The organism is Sphingorhabdus sp., assembly GCF_044357595.1.
Lineage (GTDB): Bacteria > Pseudomonadota > Alphaproteobacteria > Sphingomonadales > Sphingomonadaceae > Sphingorhabdus_B.
This window is the reverse complement of sequence record NZ_JBIKPH010000044.1, coordinates 1-16312: the sequence shown is the minus strand read 5'-3', so window position 1 is coordinate 16312 and position 16312 is coordinate 1. Positions and strand designations below refer to the sequence as shown.

Here is a 16312-nt window from a genome sequence, read left to right as displayed (position 1 = left end):
CCCCTGCAGTAAGGTCTTCATTATGCTTGTGAAACGCAATGATTGACCCGGCACTTGAGGTATTGGCATAGGTATCAAGCACGGTGGGGCTTTCGTCCTCACACGCTTCATGCCCCAATACTTTTTGAGCGATAAGCCGGTTCATACCCGTGTTCGCCTGATGCAACCACAGCCGGCGCAAATCTGAACCTGACAGCCCAAGGCTTTCAGCATGCTCCAGTATCATTTGGCCAACCATGGGCACAACTTCTTTGAAGACTTTTCGGCCTTCCTGGACAAACAACTTGTCGTTGCGCGGTCCGCTTTGGTCAACCGCCCCCTGTCCATGTGCGCGGTTGAGAAATCCGAAATTGTTACGGATGTTATTCGAAAATTGCGTTTTCAACCGTGTGCCTAAGATTTCCCAATGCTGGGCTGGAGCCAAGTCCTTCGCTTCCACCAAAATGGCAGTGGCAACATCACCAAAAATGAAATGGCTATCCCTATCGCGCCAATTCAAATGCCCTGATGTTATTTCAGGGTTCACGACCAGAACCGAGCGCGCGTTTCCGCTGCGAATATAGTCTGCAGCAGTCTGAATACCGAAGGTAGCAGATGAGCACGCCACGTTAATGTCAAAGCCAAAGCCGCGCTGCATGCCCAATTCATGCTGGATTTCAACCGCCATAGCCGGGTAGGCCCGTTGCATGTTGGACGCTGCGCACAACACAGCGTCGACATCCTCAATGTCACGACCAGCACGTGCTAAGGCGTCTCGACAAGCCGCAACACCAATCTCGGCCATCAACGAAATCTGTTCATTGGGTCGCTCCGCATAACGAGGCTCCATGATGTCTGGGTCCACGATTGCGCGCTTATCCATGACGTGCCGCGACTTGATGCCACTCGCCTTCTCCACAAACTCGACTGAGCTATGCGTCAGTGGTTCTGCGTCAGGGTTGGCTGCATTGTATCGGTCGGCATAGGCATTAAAGCTTGCGACCAACTCTTCGTTGGTAATGACATCAGATGGCGTAAACAATCCCGTGGATGAGATGACTGGAGTGGCGCCGTGCCCATGTTGCGACATGTTATTTCCCGCGTTGGTTTTTGTTCAAGCGATTGCCTAGCGGTTGCGTATTTGCGAAACAAGCCGTTTGAAATGCATTACAACGGCGTTATGTGGAGATGGGGGAGGAAAATACTAATGTCGTTGACTGAACGCCAGCCTAGCTGGTTATCTCGGCTATTCAGGCGGGTGCTGGTCGGAATGTATAAGAGCGGTGGGTGGCGCGCGCATGGCGTGGTGCCAGAACCGCGCAAATTCGTTCTAATCGCAGCGCCGCACACCAGCAATTGGGACTTTGTCTATTTTCTTGGGCTAACGGATGATTTAGGTATCAAGCCGCATTTCATGGCGAAAACATCCCTTTTCCGCTGGCCGTTTACAAACTTCATGCTCGATATGGGCGGCGTTCCTGTGGACCGGACGTCGAACAAAAATTATGTACAGCAAATGATCGAAGAATTCGGCTGCCGCGACGAATTTATGCTGACCATAGCGCCAGAGGGTACGCGTGGAACGGTCAAAGCCTGGAAGACAGGATTTTACCATATCGCGGTGGGCGCTGGCGTGCCCTTGGTCTTGGGCATGATGGATTATGGCTCAAAAACAGGTGGGCTTGGACCTGCCATCTGGCCGACCGGCGATTATAAAGCGGATATGGCGGAGGTTGCCAAAATATACGCTAAAGTGCAACCAAAGCACCCCGCAAAGGGCATGACAGAGATATTTGCAAGGGATGACGCATGACTGATCTCGGCTCGACTATACTTATAAACGCGGCTGCGCTGTTCGCCGTCATACTGGCGTTATGGGCCTATTCGGTCAAAATAAGGGACGTGTCATTCATTGACGCATTTTGGGCCTTTGGCATGGTGCTTCTGGCATGTGCTACATGGGCGCAATCTGCGTCCCCGGGCGCACGATCGCATTTACTGCTTGGATTGACAAGCTTGTGGGGGCTGCGCCTCACGCTGCATCTGTGGACGCGCTGGCGTGCGCATGGCGAGGACCCGCGTTATGCAAAAATCATGGGCAGCGTGATGGCAAAAAAGGGTTGGAGTTGGAGTAAGACATCGCTTCAGTCGGTGTTTTTGACACAGGCGCCATTGCTGTTCATCACCTGCCTTCCCGCGCAGCTTGGTATCTGGGCAAGCGAAGGTGGCCGTAATGTTTTGGGTCCACTTGCATTTCTTGGCGCGATCATCGCTATCATCGGCATATTGTTCGAAACCATCGGCGATGCGCAGCTCAATGCGTTTCGTGCTAACCCGGCTAATACAGGCAAGGTGCTTGATACTGGATTGTGGCGCTACACACGCCATCCCAATTATTTTGGCGACGCTTGCACGTGGTGGGGCATTTGGCTCATCGCCTGCGAAACCGGACTGCCCGGATGGATCAGCATCATTGGCCCGATCTTTCTGACTTTCACCCTTACGCGCTGGTCTGGCAAGCCGTTGCTGGAAAAAGGGATGAAGAAAACACGGCCCGAATATGCCGATTATGTTGCGCGGACATCTGGTTTTTTCCCGTTACCGCCTAAAAGCAGATAGTTAGGAAACTACCCCAAACAGGTCGTGCTCGTCCGCATCTTCAATGGTGACCATGACGACATCACCGGCCTTTAATGTAGGTGCAACATCGCGCAGATAGACATGGCCGTCGATTTCTGGCGCATCGGCCTGCGACCGTCCGGTGGCGCCAGTGCTATTGTCTTCGTCAGCATCGCCGATTTCATCAATGATGACAGGCATGCTGCGTCCGACCTTGGCGGCAAGCTTCGCCGCGCTGATCGCTGCGGTTTTCGCCATGATACGTTGGAACCGCTCTTCTTTGACCTCTTCCGGCACTGGATTGGGTAGATGGTTGGCCTGCGCCCCGTCGACAGGTTCAAAGCGAAACGCCCCCACCCGATCCAGTTGCGCTTCATCAAGCCAATCGAGCAGATATTCAAAGTCAGCTTCGGTTTCACCGGGAAATCCGACCACAAAACTTGAACGGATCGCGATATCGGGCGCTATGCTGCGCCAGTTGCGGATCCGCTCAAGCACCTTGGCGTCGTTTGCAGGACGTTTCATCGCCTTCAGGACATTGGGCGCAGCATGCTGGAACGGAATGTCCAGATAGGGCGTCAAATACCCCTCTGCCATCAGCGGAATGACATTATCTACATGTGGATAAGGGTAGACATAATGCAGCCGAACCCAGGGTGCGATACCATCACTCGTTCGCAAACTACCGAGCTCGCGCGCCAAGTCGGTCATGTGCGCACGCACCTCGCGGCCCTTCCACGCGCGCGGTTTATGCCGCGTGTCGACGCCATAAGCAGAGGTGTCTTGTGAGATAACCAGAATCTCTTTGGTGCCCGCAGAGACAAGCTTCTCCGCTTCACGCAACACGGCATCTATCCGGCGGCTCGCAAGCTTTCCCCGAAGCGACGGGATGATACAAAAGGCGCAGCTGTGGTTGCAGCCTTCGGAAATTTTGAGATAGCTGTAATGCCGCGGCGTGAGCTTTAATCCGCCTTCTGGGACCAAATCGACAAACGCACCGCGCGTCGGCGGCGCTGCTTCATGGACTGCGGACACAACGGCTTCATATTGATGCGCGCCAGTGATCGCCAGCACATCTGGAAAGCGCGCGCGGATAACGTCGGCTTCATTTCCCATACAACCGGTGACTATAACGCGCCCATTCTCAGCGATAGCCTCGCCAATCGCTTCGAGGCTCTCTTCCTTCGCAGAATCGAGAAAACCGCACGTATTGACTAGGACAACGTCGGCGCCGGCATAATCCGGCGACAGACCATAGCCGTCAGCACGCAGCTTGGTGAGAATCCGTTCGCTATCGACCAGCGCCTTGGGGCAGCCAAGCGATACCATGCCGACCTTGGGCGCTGCTTTGATTACTGTTGCCATGATGCCGGACCGCATAGCGGGTTTCGGTGCGCTTGTCACGGCTAGTGAACAAGCGCATGATTAGGGTGCGAAATGACGAAAGGGATATTGATGGCAAATGCAAATCTGTTGGCGATACTGGTTGCTGCCGCGACGGGCTTTTTGATTGGTGGCCTTTGGTATGGGCCTTTGTTCGGCAAAACGTGGATGGCGGAGCATGGATTGACCGATGCGCAGTTGCGTTCGAGCAATATGCTCAAAATATATGGCCTGACCTTTGCCTTTTCAGTACTTTCGGCGGTGTTTCTTGGCCATTTGCTTGCGTTTTTTGACACCAGTGCACGCGCCACCTTGATGATCTCGGTCGGTATTGCGCTGGGCTATATCATTCCCGCTATCGGCACCAATTATCTGTTCTCACGCAAGTCAGGCAAGTTATTCGCCATTGACGCGGGGTATTGGCTGACTTTCTATGTCGCGATGGGCTCGGTCTTCCTGCTGCTAGGGCATTAAGGCTTTTAAGGCATAAAAGGCACCAACAGATTAGCCGTTAGACAGTTCCAGATAGCTTAAAGGATTAACCGCCTGACGGTTTTTGCGCACTTGAAAATGAAGCTGTGGTTGACTGACATAGCCGTTTTCCCCGACGCCGCCAATCTCTTGTCCGACTGACACGCGTTCACCTTGCGCAACATCCAGCCTGCTAAGATGGCCATACGCAGTGATCCAGCCTGCGCCATGGTCAATAAGAAAAAGCCCGCCAAAAACACCAATTTCATTGCCGCTATACACAACAACGCCTGGTGCGGCGGCGCGGACGGCATCGCCGTTTTGCCCAGCTATGTTCAAACCATCGTTCACCCTACCTCCGCCTTGTGGGCCAAATTTGCCAATCACATTTCCGCGAAGTGGCCAAGCAAAACGACCAACAAAATTGACAGCGGTTGCCGGCAGAACTGACGCAGTTCCAGCTGGGCTTCCGCCAGTCACGATATCATCGATGTTGATGTAAAACGCCGCAGCGCGCGCCTCTGGTGTCAGTGCACGCGAAGCCTTCACCATATTTGCATTAGATGGCAGCAACAAATTTTGCCCGACTTGCAGGATGTAAGGCGGCTTCAACGCATTCAGCGCGACAATATTGGCCCAGATCAGCCGATACGCCCGCGCAATTGCAATACCTGTCTCTCCCGCGCCGACGCGGTGATACAGGCCGCCAGGGATTTGCATTCGGGTACCCGGACGTATTACAAAAGGCGGCGTCAGATTATTGGCTTGGGCGATCGCGGTTGCGCCAGCTCCCGTTTTGTTTGCGATCGACAACACGCTATCGCCCGCCTGGACAGTATAAACTGATGCAGATACTTGCCGGGCGTTGCGCACGACATTTGCGGCGCTCCAAATGGGAGGTTCAACAACCAAATCCTGTTCTGCGACAATTTGCGGATTGCTCTGTGCGGCTGGCGCTGCCTTTGAAGTCACGGGATAATCCGTGCCAGCGCGGGGAACACAAGCGGCTAATACAAAGGTTGAACTTATCACCATCAACCGTAACCGCATGATCGCTCCCCCTAGCCGCTATATATTTGATTCAATGTGGCTAAAGATTCGTGGTGCGTCAAATCAAGTTGCAATGGCGTGACGGCTATATAGCCATCCTCCAATACTTCGAGGTCCGTGTTATGACCCGGCGTGTGCAACATGCCGTGCAGTCCAAACCAATAATAATCATAGCCGCGTGGATCAGTACCCTTAACAATTGACCCTCGACTGTAATCATGGAAACCCTGACGCGCTACTTTGATGCCTTTTACGTCTTGCGGCAGCAGCGGGGGGAAGTTGATGTTAGTCAATGTGCGCGGCGTGTATGGTATATTAAGTAGCGGCCGCAGCACGCGTTCGCCCCATGCCTCCGCCGCAGAAAAGGGTACCGCGTCCGCCATGCCTTCTTTACTATACACTTGGCTCAGCGCGATTGAGCGGATACCTGCCAGCGCCCCCTCCATTGCTGCTGATACGGTTCCCGAATAGGTGATGTCATCCCCCAAATTAGCGCCCCGGTTGACGCCAGATAAAATCAGGTCAGGCTTCATATCCTTCATGATGACCCCAATGCCCAACATGACGGAATCCGTGGGAGTGCCCGCGACCGAATAATGTTTATCCTCATGCTGGCGAATACGCACAGGCTTGGTCAGGGTGAGGGAATGGCCGGCACCCGAATTTTCCTCGGCGGGCGCAACAATCCAGACATCATCACTAATTGTGCGGGCAATCGCCTCTAACACCTTAAGACCCGGCGCATTCACCCCGTCATCATTGGTTAGCAATATACGCATTAGGCTGTTGCCTCCAATTTTGTGAGACCGCCCATGTAAGGCAGCAAAGCATCCGGAGTGATGACACCGCCATCCGCCTGCTGATAATTTTCAAGGACTGCGACTAGCGTGCGGCCTACGGCCAGTCCCGAGCCGTTCAGCGTATGGACGAACACATTGCTTTTGGTCTCAGCAGCCCGATAGCGCGTATTCATGCGCCGCGCCTGCCAGTCTCCGCAGTTCGAACAGCTTGATATCTCGCGATACAAACCTTGGCCGGGCAGCCAGACCTCAAGATCGTAGGTCCGACGCGCGCTGGCGCTCATGTCACCAGTGCACAGGAGCATTTTACGATAGGGTAGCTGAAGCGCTTGCAATATACCTTCAGCGCTTTCCACCATGCGTTCATGTTCAGCGGCGCTATCCTCCGGGCGGACGATGGAGACCAGCTCGACTTTCTCAAACTGATGCTGGCGGATAAGGCCTTTGGTATCGCGTCCCGCCGCGCCTGCCTCGGACCGGAAACAGGGTGTCAGTGCGGTCAACCGGATCGGCAGTGCGCTCTCCTCCAAAATCTGTTCACGTACGCTATTGGTCAGCGATACTTCGGCGGTCGGAATGAGCCAGCGGCCATCGGTAGTCTGGAAATTGTCTTCCGCAAATTTTGGCAGCTGCCCTGTTCCAAATAGCGATTCCTGACGCACCAAATAGGGCGTTGCGCACTCTGTGTAGCCGCGCTGTGCGGTCTGGTAATCGAGCATGAATTGACCAAGCGCTCGGTTGAGACGGGCCATCTGTCCCCGCATGAATGTGAAACGCGCGCCAGAAATAGCGACGCCGGTTTCAAAATCGAGGCCAAGTACAGGGCCGACATCGGCATGGTCGCGTGGTTCAAAGTCAAAGTTCCGCGGCGAACCCCAGCGTGCGATTTCGACATTGTCTGTTTCATCGGCGCCATCGGGCGTATCTGCAGCAGGCAAATTCGGAAGTCCCGCGACCAATGAGTCGAGTTCGGCGCCAGCCCCGCGTTCGCGCTCTTCCAACGAAGGCAATATGTCTTTCAACTGCGCGACCTCTGCCTTCAACGCCTCTGCAGTGGCGGTATCGCCTTTAGTCATGGCTGCGCCAATGGCTTTAGACGCTTCGTTTCTGCGGGCCTGCGCATTCTGCATTTCTGTCAGGATCGCGCGTCGGTGTTCATCCAAAGCCAAAATGGATGCAGCAACGGGGGCAGCGCCCCTACGGATCAAAGCAGCGTCAAAGTCTTGTGGATTTTCGCGGATATATTTCAGGTCATGCATGGCGCCACGCTATGCCGCGCAAGCCGCCGTTTCGCAATGAAAAAGGGCGAACACGCACGCCTTGTTTGCACAACGCTTACGCCGGACCTCTTGCCTTGTCCTTCTCCCGCAACGAAACATATGTTCGGACCAACATTTCCTGACCTAACGCACGCTGACAACAGCGCGGATCGGAAGCCGAAACGCAATGATATCAAGTGCTATCATTAACTTAATTCGAAAAATATCTCAATTTTTCAAACGCTAAATCATAAAATCCCATGCGTGGGAACTGTGTGAAAGATATCTACTGGTCGCATGTAATCGTTTCCACAGCTTTTGCAAAATTGAAGATAACCCGCAACATTTGGCCCTTGTGCCGCTTTTGGCCCAAGTCTATAGCGCCGGCGAGAGAGATTTAGACGCAGGTTACTTCATTTTGGAGGACCGGCCAGAGGTGGGGAAATTACTATGGGCCCAAGTGCCAAGCCTCAAGATGCGACCAGCGAAATGAGAATTTCTGACGTTGATTTGGATGAATCGTACGTCCCGACCGTCGACGAACCATTTATGAACGAACGGCAGCTGCGTTTCTTTGAAAAGCAGCTTGTCGATTGGAAGAATAGCATATTGGTTGAGGCGCAGGGTACGCTGAATCAATTGCAGGACGGTCCGATGCGTGAACCAGATCTCAACGATCGCGCATCCAGCGAGACCGATTGGGGTATTGAGCTTCGTACTCGCGATCGCCAGCGCAAACTTATCGCAAAGATTGAGGCTGCGTTACGCCGCATCACCGAAGGCGAATATGGGTATTGCCAAGTTACAGGAGAGCCTATTTCTTTGGCCCGCCTGCGTGCCCGGCCGATTGCTACGATGACGCTTGAAGCCCAGGAGCGTCACGAGAGGCAGGAACGGGTTTCACGCGACGACTAAACATCCTATGCCTTTAATAACAAGCTAGAAAATAGTCATAAATCTGCAGCCATTAACCTATCGGCAATTTTTCCATGCCACGGATCAGCACTGCTCTAAAACTAACTTTGTGCTGGGTTTTGCAACATGGATGACTCAATTCGCGACGAAACATTCTCCCCTGCAAAGCGAAAAATGAATCGCGACAGTTTGTTACTTAAGGCCGTATTACGTTTTTCAAATGCGCAAGAAGAACATGAAGTGCGAATCCGCAATCTGTCCGCAGGCGGGTTGATGGCTGAAGTGCCGAACCGCCTGTCGCGTGGTGATCGTATAGATGTTAAGATCCAGAACATTGGCTGGGTTGGCGGTCATGTGGCATGGACGATCGACGGGCGCATCGGCGTTGCCTTTGATAAAGTCATAAATCCCAAAGACGCGCGTATACCAGTTCGGGTTTCCGAGTTGGATGTTCCGCCTTATCTCAAAAAACTTAACGAAAAAACCGCACCCGGCAAGGTGCGCCGCGTTTAACTCAATCGTCGAGACAGTAAATGTCGACCGGCACGACGATTTTGTCGAGCACGCGGCCAACCGGATAAGCCGACTTACTTCCCTGCTCAATTGCCGCTTCAAGTACTTCGCGCTTCTTTGCGCCGTTGATTACCAATATGGCAGTCCGCGCCGCACCGATGGCGGTACCAGTTAGCGTTACGCGGTTAACGGGCGCCTCTGGCGGTAGCGGATCAGGTGCAACCCCGACAGCGCGCACATCTTTGCCTCCATCCATTGCCGATTCCAAATCAGGTCCAGGGAAAATCGATGCAGTATGACCGTCGGTACCCATGCCAAGCCAAACCAAATCAGGCGGCCAATGCAAATCAGCCAATCTTGCATTTGCCGCGCTGCCGGCCAGCTTGTGGTCGGCCGCATCGCTTGCGATTGGCAAAACCCTTGCGCCCTTTGGGATGAAAATTTTGGCAATCATAGCGACGTTGGACATCGGATTGTCGACCGGAACAAGGCGGTCATCGGTCGGAATAATCGTGACACTCTTCCAACGGATATTGGCTTGAGCAAGCTTTTCCAAAATCGGTTTTGGTGTTGAACCGCCGGGGAATGCAACAAGTGCCTGTCCACGGGCGTCAAGTGCGCTTTCAATGATAAAGCTGACATCGCCGACCACGGCGTCGATTAGATCTTCCGCAGCGTCAAAATCCCACCATTCGATTTCTTCGGCCATGTGCTCTCGTCTCCGTTAGTTTCGTAATGCCGATGCGGCACGCGCTGCCGATTCAATCGCGACAACATCTGGAACGCCTTTACCAACAAGCCAGCTACCGCCAACACATAAAATTTCCGGAACTGCCAACCACTCGGCCGCCGTGTCCTGTTTTATGCCACCGGTGGGGCAAAATTTGCATTGGCCAAAAGGCCCAATGAGCGATTTAAGTGCCGGAAGGCCGCCATTGGCCTCCGCTGGGAAGAATTTTAAATGGGTAAGGCCGAGGTCAAGACCACGCATGATATCACCGGCGCTCGCAACGCCTGGCAAGAACGGAATATTTTTCGCAATAGCTGCCTTACCCAAATTGTCGGTCAGTCCTGGCGAGACAATGAATTCCGCGCCAGCAGCTATCGCGCTATCCAGTCCCGGCACGTCTACGACTGTTCCAGCGCCTACAATTGCACCTGGGACTTTCTTCATCTCTGCAATCGCATCCAAGGCAGCAGCGGTGCGCAACGTAACCTCAAGCACTGGCAACCCGCCTGCAACAAGCGCCTCGGCGATGGCCCGCGCGTGAACCGCATCCTCAATTACCAGCACCGGAATAACGGGCGCGGTTCGCATTATTGTCTCAACGGGGCTCATCTGGTTGCATCCTTAAACATGTTGCTGGGCATAAGCCGCCGCTGCACCAAATAGGCCCGGCTGCGGGTGCGTGATCAGTTTTACGGGGATAGCGGACATTAGGCCTTCAAACCGTCCCTTCGCCCTAAATCGTTCAGCAAAGCCGGAACGGATAAGGCTGTCCTTTATGCGCAAGCCAAGGCCACCGGCAATCACCACGCCTGCAAACCCGCCCTGCGCGAGCGTGATGTCCCCTGCCACGCTGCCAAGCGACAGGCAGAAACGGTCTATTGCCGCGGCGGCAAGGCTGTCTTGGCCGGACATGCCCATTTGCCACAATGTCTTGTCGTCATATTGCTGGACAGCACGCCCCTCAATGGCGGCAAGCGTTTCGTAAAGATTAATTAGCCCTGGACCAGACACGACGCGCTCAATCGAGACCCGGCGGTAGCGTTTGCGCAAGCGCGCAAGAACGGCATCTTCAATCGGGTCGAGCGGTGCAAAATCAATATGCCCGCCTTCGGTCGCTTGCACATGATAATTGCTACCCTTGCGCCATATATGCGCGACGCCAAGCCCCGTTCCCGGACCGATAATGCTCAATGTACCTTCGGCGGCAAAATCCTGTTTCGGTCCCGTTAGATGTTCAAAATGCTCTGTTCCGGCCTGCGCAACTGCATGTCCGACCGCGCCAAAATCATTGACGATGACAAAGCTATCGACGTCCAATTTTTCGCACACCATCGACCGCCGGATAATCCAAGGGTTGTTGGTAAGCTTGATCACATCGGCGTCTACCGGCCCAGCAATGGCAATCGCGACCGCACGGGGAAGCAACGCGCCGTTCAGGCGCTCAAACTCCTGCCACGCGGTCTGAAAACTCGCATGTTCCGCGGTTTTGAGCGTAACAGCCTCACTTAACTCAATTACGCGCCCGTCTTGAACTTCGGCAATTGCGAAACGGGCGTGGGTTCCGCCGATATCGACAGCGACAATAGCAGTCATAGTCCAGCCGCCGCCAACATGGCCGACCCACCCTTCTCTGCTGCATCGGCGCCAGCCCGCATCAACGCGAACAATTCGCGCCCAGTGCCGATATGTTGCGCTGGCGTTGGCGCCGCTTCGCGTGCCGACCAAATGTCCGCTTCCACCAAAACCGACAGCGTTCCGGTGTTCGCGCACAAACGAACGATGTCACCATCCTGAAGCTTGGCGATAGCCCCGCCCCGCGCACCCTCTGGGCTCAAGTGAATGGCGGCAGGTACTTTGCCCGACGCGCCGGACATCCGGCCATCGGTGACAAGCGCCACGTTAAACCCCTTGTCGTGCAACACACCCAAAGGCGGCGTTAATTTGTGCAGTTCAGGCATGCCATTGGCTGCCGGTCCCTGAAAGCGGATGACGAGGATGACATCACGTTCCAACTCGCCAGCCTTAAACGCCGCGAGGGCATCATTCTGGTCGTCAAAAACCCGCACCGGCGCTTCTATCGTCCAGCGTACAGGGTCGACAGCGCTCGTCTTAAACGTTGCACGGCCAAGATTGCCGGTTACCAGACGCATCCCGCCATCGGGGCTGAAAGGGGCAGATGGCGGACGCAACATACTGTCATCGGCGGAAACCGCTGGCGCATCACGCCACACAAGCGTGTCATTATCCAACACCGGCTCACGCCCATAATCGGCCAAATCATCGCCTGCGACGGTCATGATATCGCGGTGTAGCAGGCCAGCTTTTATTAACTCCCGAATGACATAGCCAATGCCGCCGGCGGCATGAAAATGGTTCACATCGCCCGATCCATTTGGATATACCCGGGCAATCAAAGGCACGGCCGAAGATAATTGGTCCAAATCTTCCCAGTCGATTATAATCCCGGCCGCACGTGCAATGGCAGGAATATGTAACGCATGATTGGTTGAGCCCCCCGTCGCAAGCAAGCCCACACATGCGTTCACAATCGCTTTCTCATCAACACAAAGCCCCAAGGGCCGGTAATCATCCCCATCCCAGCCGATCTTGCTCAAACGATGCACGGCGGCGCGTGTCAGTTCCGTGCGTAATTTCGTTCCGGGGTTGATGAAGGCAGATCCGGGAATATGCAGCCCCATGACTTCCATCATCATTTGGTTGGAATTTGCCGTTCCGTAAAATGTGCAGGTACCCGCGCTATGGTAAGACGCGGCCTCCGCCTCGAGCAATTCGGCGCTGCCCACCTTGCCCTCCGCATAAAGCTGGCGAACGCGTTGCTTTTCTTTGTTGGCAAGCCCCGATGGCATTGGGCCTGCTGGCACAAGGATGGTCGGCAAATGGCCAAAGCGAAGAGCACCAATCAGCAAGCCGGGAACAATCTTGTCACAAATGCCCAACATCGCAACGCTTTCGAACATGCCATGGCTTAAGCCAACCGCCGTTGCCATGGCGATGACATCGCGGCTGAACAAAGACAGTTCCATCGAATCCTGCCCCTGCGTCACGCCATCGCACATGGCGGGGGTTGAACCTGCGACTTGCGCAGTGGCGCCAACCTCGCGCGCGAAGATCTTCATTTGCTCGGGATAGCGGCCATAAGGCTGATGCGCGGACAGCATATCATTATAGGCACTGATGATGCCGATGTTCATCGCCTTACCGTCGCGGATTGATGCCTTATCCTCGCGGCTCGCAGCAAAGCCATGGGCAAGATTGCCGCAGCTTAAGACAGGGCGGTTGACGCCCGCGTCGCGTTGTTTGGCTATCAGGTCGAGATAGGCCTGACGTCCGCGCTTAGACCGTTCGACAATGCGCGCAGTGACGGCTTCAACTGTTGCGTGCATATCACTCATGCCAGCTCACTCCATCACGTTCGGTAAGTGCAATCGCCGCATTGGGACCCCAATTGCCTGCGCCATAGGCTTTTGGCTTAAGCCCTGTAACGCTCCATAAGGCTCGTATAGCATCAACCCAGCCCCACTGGGCCTCAACCTCATCCCGGCGCACAAATAGCGTCTGGTCGCCTTCTATGAGGTCCAGAAGCAATCGTTCATAAGCAATCCGGCGACGCGATCCGGCAAAGGCTGCCGTGAGCGACAGGTCCAACGGCACTTCGCGTAAAGTAACACCACCACGATCCAGACCGGGCTTTTTTGCCATAACCAATAGCCTTACATATTCCTCAGGCTGTAAACGGATGATGAGCGTATTCGCCTCAAGCTTGCCGCCGCGATCCCTAAACACATTGTGGGGGACAGGTTTGAACTGGATAACAATCTCGCTGCGTCTTTCGGGGAGCCGCTTTCCGGTGCGCAGAAAGAAAGGCACGCCCTGCCAGCGCCAATTGTCGACATAGGCCTTGATAGCGACAAAAGTCTCGGTGTCCGACGGTTTACCAAGATCACTTTCATAGCTTTTTACCGCATCGCCATTCACTGCGCCGTCGGAATATTTGCCGGTCACAACATCGCCATCAATCACAGGACGCAGCGCACGAAGGACTTTAACCTTTTCATCGCGAATGGCAGTCGCATCCAAACTTGCCGGCGGCTCCATCGCAATCAACGCAAGCAGTTGTAACATGTGGTTCTGGACCATGTCACGCAACGCGCCGGTATCGTCATAAAAGCCAGCGCGTCCCTCGAGCCCGACAGTCTCGCTGATGGTAATTTGCACATGCGCGATAGCATTGGCGTTCCACAGCGGCTCAAACAGCATATTGGCAAAGCGCAGCGCCATGAGGTTCTGGACGGTTTCCTTGCCCAGATAATGGTCGATACGGAAGGTGCGCTTTTCGGGGAATACCGCGTTGACGGCATCATTGATATGACAGGAGGAGGCAAGATCATTGCCCAACGGCTTTTCAAGGCCAATGCGGACATTCTCGCCGGACAACCCTGCGCAGTGCAGACCCTTAATCGTTGCCTCAAAAAGTGACGGCGCGGTCGAAAGGAAGATGGACAACCCGCCCGATATGTCTCCAATCCGCGCGGCAAGGGTCGCAAAGCCATCAGGGTCTGATGCATCAAGCGGAACATAATGCAGGCGTTGCAGGAAGGCGTCGATCAATCCTTCTGCTTTACGGTCGTCTGGCAGGAATTCGCACAAAGCCGCGCGTGCCATGTCGCGGAAGGCGTGGTCGGTAAGCGCGCTGCGGGCGGTCCCAAAAATGCGCAGGTTTGGTTCAATCAAGCCATCGGCGTGCAAAGCATATAAGGACGGCAAAAGCATGCGGCGAGAGAGATCTCCCGTCGCCCCAAACAGCAGCAAATTGGAACTATGGTCACGCATTCCATCGGTCTCCTGGCAAGGCAGCAGGCGTTCGCCTTGCACAATCGCTTTTCCCTTTATCCTGAAGCGACCGAGCGTCTAGCGCTTATTCGTATGCACCATTTCGCTCTCGGCCCAAATACGCTGATCAGCCATGCCCATGGATATCAATATAGGGGCATCCTGTTGCCGCGCTTGGAAGTCGGCTTTACCAGACAGTCCGCGCCAGCCAGAGGCAATCACGGCCTGAATGGTTGGCGCACCTAATGACGTGCCGGGTCCCAATACTATGATCGTATCAGGCGCAAATTCAGCCGCCGCGACTTGAACCGCACGGGTGAAATCATAGCTATCGGTCAATTGCGCGCCAAACGTATAGTCGTAAATCGCTTCGCGGCTGAACGCGCAGGGCGACCAGATACGCCCCTGCCCGTCGATTGCAGGAATATCGCCTCTGCCAAAGTCGCTCGCTTGATTTTCGGCGCGCGCCATCGGCACGATGTGGTTCAACAATGGGCTGTGAAAAGCCGCATGGTGCATCAGGCGCAGAGGAAAGCGCTCGTCTTTGGGTAGGCGCTCCATAAGCCATTTCAGTCCGGCCTCGTCTGCTGCAAAAACAATCATGCCCCCAAGCCGGATAGAAACATAAATTTTGATTTTAGAAACTGCCTTCGCTTCGGCTAGCAAATTTTTGATAAATAATATTTTATTTTCCTTTATTTGCCAATCATTATCAACAATGGGCCAGACAATCTGCCCCCCGGCTCCCTGCTGGTGCATTAACCCGCCCATATTGTTGACCAGCCGCGCTCCGCCTGCGAGGTCAAGAATGCCGGCGCATGCCAGCGCCAGATACCATCCCATTGAGTTGCCCGTGACCGCCACGATATCAAATCGGTCACGGTCAATCGCGGCGAAGTCAGCCATCGCGCAGGCGTAAATCAAGGGAGATGCATTATCGCCAGTCATATGCACCGATGGCGTGTATTTGGTTGCACTATCCAGTTGCGAGATGGGGACTTGCCCCTTGGCCACGCGGGCCGCATCCACGGTTGCTATCAGGTCCGAACGCGCCGCGTGATGCGTTTGCAGATACCCCAGTTCGGCCGCATTATATGTCCCGCGTCCGGGGCAAACGACCAAGGCCCGCTTTTTCATGCGACCGCCGCCCGCGCTGCTTCTATTATGGAGGCTTTGCTCGGTAAGACCAGTTCGGCCGCTGGCCCCAATGGAATGAAGCAATCTTCGGCGGTAATCCGGCTCGTAACATCCCCGCGACCCGCCTCGGTCAATATGGTCATCAGCTTCTCACTAAGGCTACCCGACCGACGGCATTCATCTACAATGAGGATATTCCGACAATCGGCAACGGCAACGGCAATCGCGTCGGGTTCAAGGGGATGCAACCAGCGCAGATCAATGATCCTTAAATCGATGCCCCCCGCCTCCAATTCGGACATGGCTTGACGCGAAAGAAAATAACCATTTCCGTATGTTATTATTGCTAGTTTAGTTCCATTACCGCATTGACCCAGCGCACCCAGAGCTATCGCATTATCCGCCTCCGGCGTCACATAGGGCGCGGTCCACCCGCCATCGTCTGGCGCATGCAAGTCGCTCGTATGATATAATGCAATCGGCTCGATAAAGACCACCACGCGCCCATCTTCATGCGCCAAGCGAACGCACTCGCGCAGCATGGCAGGCGCATCCGATGCGTTTGACGGACAGGCGACGATGATGCCAGGAATATCGGTGAGAAC

17 protein-coding genes are annotated in these 16312 nt (G+C 54.7%); 5 read left to right on the top strand and 12 right to left on the bottom strand.

Annotation, left to right across the window (positions count from 1 at the left end; all coding sequences use genetic code 11):
• The coding region (locus tag ACIQ2T_RS06355; protein WP_397590087.1) for a beta-ketoacyl-ACP synthase III at window positions 1–1069 on the bottom strand (1069 nt) is incomplete at its 3' end.
• Between the two features lie 117 nt (window positions 1070–1186).
• Here ACIQ2T_RS06355 and ACIQ2T_RS06350 point away from each other — a divergent pair.
• Window positions 1187–1792, top strand: coding sequence for a lysophospholipid acyltransferase family protein (locus ACIQ2T_RS06350; protein ID WP_397590086.1), 606 nt, complete (start codon window positions 1187–1189; stop codon window positions 1790–1792).
• A complete protein-coding gene (locus ACIQ2T_RS06345) occupies window positions 1789–2598 on the top strand; it encodes a DUF1295 domain-containing protein (RefSeq protein ID WP_397590085.1) in 810 nt (269 codons plus the stop codon). The genes ACIQ2T_RS06350 and ACIQ2T_RS06345 overlap by 4 nt, the downstream gene beginning before the upstream one ends.
• On the opposite strand, the gene rimO is transcribed toward ACIQ2T_RS06345, so the two are convergent.
• The gene (gene rimO, locus ACIQ2T_RS06340; RefSeq protein WP_397590084.1) at window positions 2599–3978 is read right to left on the bottom strand and encodes a 30S ribosomal protein S12 methylthiotransferase RimO; all 1380 of its coding nucleotides are present in this window, start codon (window positions 3976–3978) and stop codon (window positions 2599–2601) included.
• A gap of 57 nt (window positions 3979–4035) precedes the next feature.
• On the opposite strand from rimO, the gene ACIQ2T_RS06335 reads away from it, so the two are divergent.
• Window positions 4036–4455: a DUF1761 domain-containing protein gene (locus tag ACIQ2T_RS06335; RefSeq protein WP_397590083.1), complete on the top strand. Its 420-nt coding sequence runs from the start codon at window positions 4036–4038 to the stop codon at window positions 4453–4455.
• A gap of 30 nt (window positions 4456–4485) precedes the next feature.
• Here the strand turns inward: ACIQ2T_RS06335 and ACIQ2T_RS06330 are convergent, their stop codons facing one another.
• The 3 genes from ACIQ2T_RS06330 to serS are packed head-to-tail and all read right to left on the bottom strand — an operon-like array spanning window position 4486 to window position 7561.
• Window positions 4486–5502, bottom strand: coding sequence for a peptidoglycan DD-metalloendopeptidase family protein (locus ACIQ2T_RS06330; protein ID WP_397590082.1), 1017 nt, complete (start codon window positions 5500–5502; stop codon window positions 4486–4488).
• A gap of 11 nt (window positions 5503–5513) precedes the next feature.
• Complete coding sequence (gene surE, locus ACIQ2T_RS06325) at window positions 5514–6281, bottom strand: 5'/3'-nucleotidase SurE (RefSeq protein ID WP_397590081.1); 768 nt, start codon at window positions 6279–6281, stop codon at window positions 5514–5516.
• Window positions 6281–7561, bottom strand: a complete 1281-nt coding sequence (serS, locus tag ACIQ2T_RS06320; RefSeq protein ID WP_397590080.1) for a serine--tRNA ligase — start codon at window positions 7559–7561, stop codon at window positions 6281–6283. The genes surE and serS overlap by 1 nt, the downstream gene beginning before the upstream one ends.
• 489 nt (window positions 7562–8050) lie before the next feature.
• Between serS and dksA the strand changes: the two genes are divergently transcribed.
• Together dksA and ACIQ2T_RS06310 are read left to right on the top strand one after the other, a co-directional pair.
• The gene (dksA, locus tag ACIQ2T_RS06315; protein ID WP_315470337.1) at window positions 8051–8476 is read left to right on the top strand and encodes an RNA polymerase-binding protein DksA; all 426 of its coding nucleotides are present in this window, start codon (window positions 8051–8053) and stop codon (window positions 8474–8476) included.
• Between the two features lie 174 nt (window positions 8477–8650).
• Entirely contained in the window at window positions 8651–8989 is a 339-nt protein-coding gene (locus ACIQ2T_RS06310; RefSeq protein ID WP_397590079.1) for a PilZ domain-containing protein, read from the top strand.
• Between the two features lies 1 nt (window position 8990).
• Here the strand turns inward: ACIQ2T_RS06310 and pgl are convergent, their stop codons facing one another.
• From pgl to ACIQ2T_RS06275, 7 genes are all read right to left on the bottom strand, one after another.
• Complete coding sequence (gene pgl, locus ACIQ2T_RS06305) at window positions 8991–9698, bottom strand: 6-phosphogluconolactonase (RefSeq protein ID WP_353207655.1); 708 nt, start codon at window positions 9696–9698, stop codon at window positions 8991–8993.
• Between the two features lie 15 nt (window positions 9699–9713).
• Window positions 9714–10328 carry a bifunctional 4-hydroxy-2-oxoglutarate aldolase/2-dehydro-3-deoxy-phosphogluconate aldolase gene (eda, locus tag ACIQ2T_RS06300; protein WP_397590078.1) on the bottom strand — a complete coding sequence of 205 codons (615 nt, stop codon included), beginning with the start codon at window positions 10326–10328 and terminating at the stop codon, window positions 9714–9716.
• A gap of 12 nt (window positions 10329–10340) precedes the next feature.
• Window positions 10341–11312: a glucokinase gene (gene glk / locus ACIQ2T_RS06295; RefSeq protein WP_397590077.1), complete on the bottom strand. Its 972-nt coding sequence runs from the start codon at window positions 11310–11312 to the stop codon at window positions 10341–10343.
• Window positions 11309–13132 carry a phosphogluconate dehydratase gene (edd, locus tag ACIQ2T_RS06290; protein WP_397590076.1) on the bottom strand — a complete coding sequence of 608 codons (1824 nt, stop codon included), beginning with the start codon at window positions 13130–13132 and terminating at the stop codon, window positions 11309–11311. The genes glk and edd overlap by 4 nt, the downstream gene beginning before the upstream one ends.
• Complete coding sequence (gene zwf, locus ACIQ2T_RS06285; protein WP_397590075.1) at window positions 13125–14570, bottom strand: glucose-6-phosphate dehydrogenase; 1446 nt, start codon at window positions 14568–14570, stop codon at window positions 13125–13127. Before zwf ends, edd begins: the two co-directional genes overlap by 8 nt.
• A gap of 78 nt (window positions 14571–14648) precedes the next feature.
• Complete coding sequence (locus ACIQ2T_RS06280) at window positions 14649–15707, bottom strand: ACP S-malonyltransferase (RefSeq protein ID WP_397590074.1); 1059 nt, start codon at window positions 15705–15707, stop codon at window positions 14649–14651.
• The coding region (locus ACIQ2T_RS06275) for a transketolase C-terminal domain-containing protein (protein ID WP_397590073.1) at window positions 15704–16312 on the bottom strand (609 nt) is incomplete at its 5' end. The genes ACIQ2T_RS06280 and ACIQ2T_RS06275, both read right to left, overlap by 4 nt.

Excerpts from the sequence above, each read along its gene's own strand:
- surE (WP_397590081.1), bottom strand. The coding sequence starts at position 6,281 with ATGCGTATATTGCTAACCAATGATGACGGGGTGAATGCGCCGGGTCTT.
- dksA (WP_315470337.1), top strand. The coding sequence starts at position 8,051 with ATGAGAATTTCTGACGTTGATTTGGATGAATCGTACGTCCCGACCGTC.
- zwf (WP_397590075.1), bottom strand. The coding sequence starts at position 14,570 with ATGCGTGACCATAGTTCCAATTTGCTGCTGTTTGGGGCGACGGGAGAT.
- ACIQ2T_RS06310 (WP_397590079.1), top strand. The coding sequence starts at position 8,651 with ATGAATCGCGACAGTTTGTTACTTAAGGCCGTATTACGTTTTTCAAAT.
- glk (WP_397590077.1), bottom strand. The coding sequence starts at position 11,312 with ATGACTGCTATTGTCGCTGTCGATATCGGCGGAACCCACGCCCGTTTC.
- edd (WP_397590076.1), bottom strand. The coding sequence starts at position 13,132 with ATGAGTGATATGCACGCAACAGTTGAAGCCGTCACTGCGCGCATTGTC.
- serS (WP_397590080.1), bottom strand. The coding sequence starts at position 7,561 with ATGCATGACCTGAAATATATCCGCGAAAATCCACAAGACTTTGACGCT.
- ACIQ2T_RS06350 (WP_397590086.1), top strand. The coding sequence starts at position 1,187 with ATGTCGTTGACTGAACGCCAGCCTAGCTGGTTATCTCGGCTATTCAGG.
- ACIQ2T_RS06280 (WP_397590074.1), bottom strand. The coding sequence starts at position 15,707 with ATGAAAAAGCGGGCCTTGGTCGTTTGCCCCGGACGCGGGACATATAAT.
- rimO (WP_397590084.1), bottom strand. The coding sequence starts at position 3,978 with ATGCGGTCCGGCATCATGGCAACAGTAATCAAAGCAGCGCCCAAGGTC.
- ACIQ2T_RS06345 (WP_397590085.1), top strand. The coding sequence starts at position 1,789 with ATGACTGATCTCGGCTCGACTATACTTATAAACGCGGCTGCGCTGTTC.
- ACIQ2T_RS06330 (WP_397590082.1), bottom strand. The coding sequence starts at position 5,502 with ATGCGGTTACGGTTGATGGTGATAAGTTCAACCTTTGTATTAGCCGCT.
- eda (WP_397590078.1), bottom strand. The coding sequence starts at position 10,328 with ATGAGCCCCGTTGAGACAATAATGCGAACCGCGCCCGTTATTCCGGTG.
- pgl (WP_353207655.1), bottom strand. The coding sequence starts at position 9,698 with ATGGCCGAAGAAATCGAATGGTGGGATTTTGACGCTGCGGAAGATCTA.
- ACIQ2T_RS06335 (WP_397590083.1), top strand. The coding sequence starts at position 4,036 with ATGACGAAAGGGATATTGATGGCAAATGCAAATCTGTTGGCGATACTG.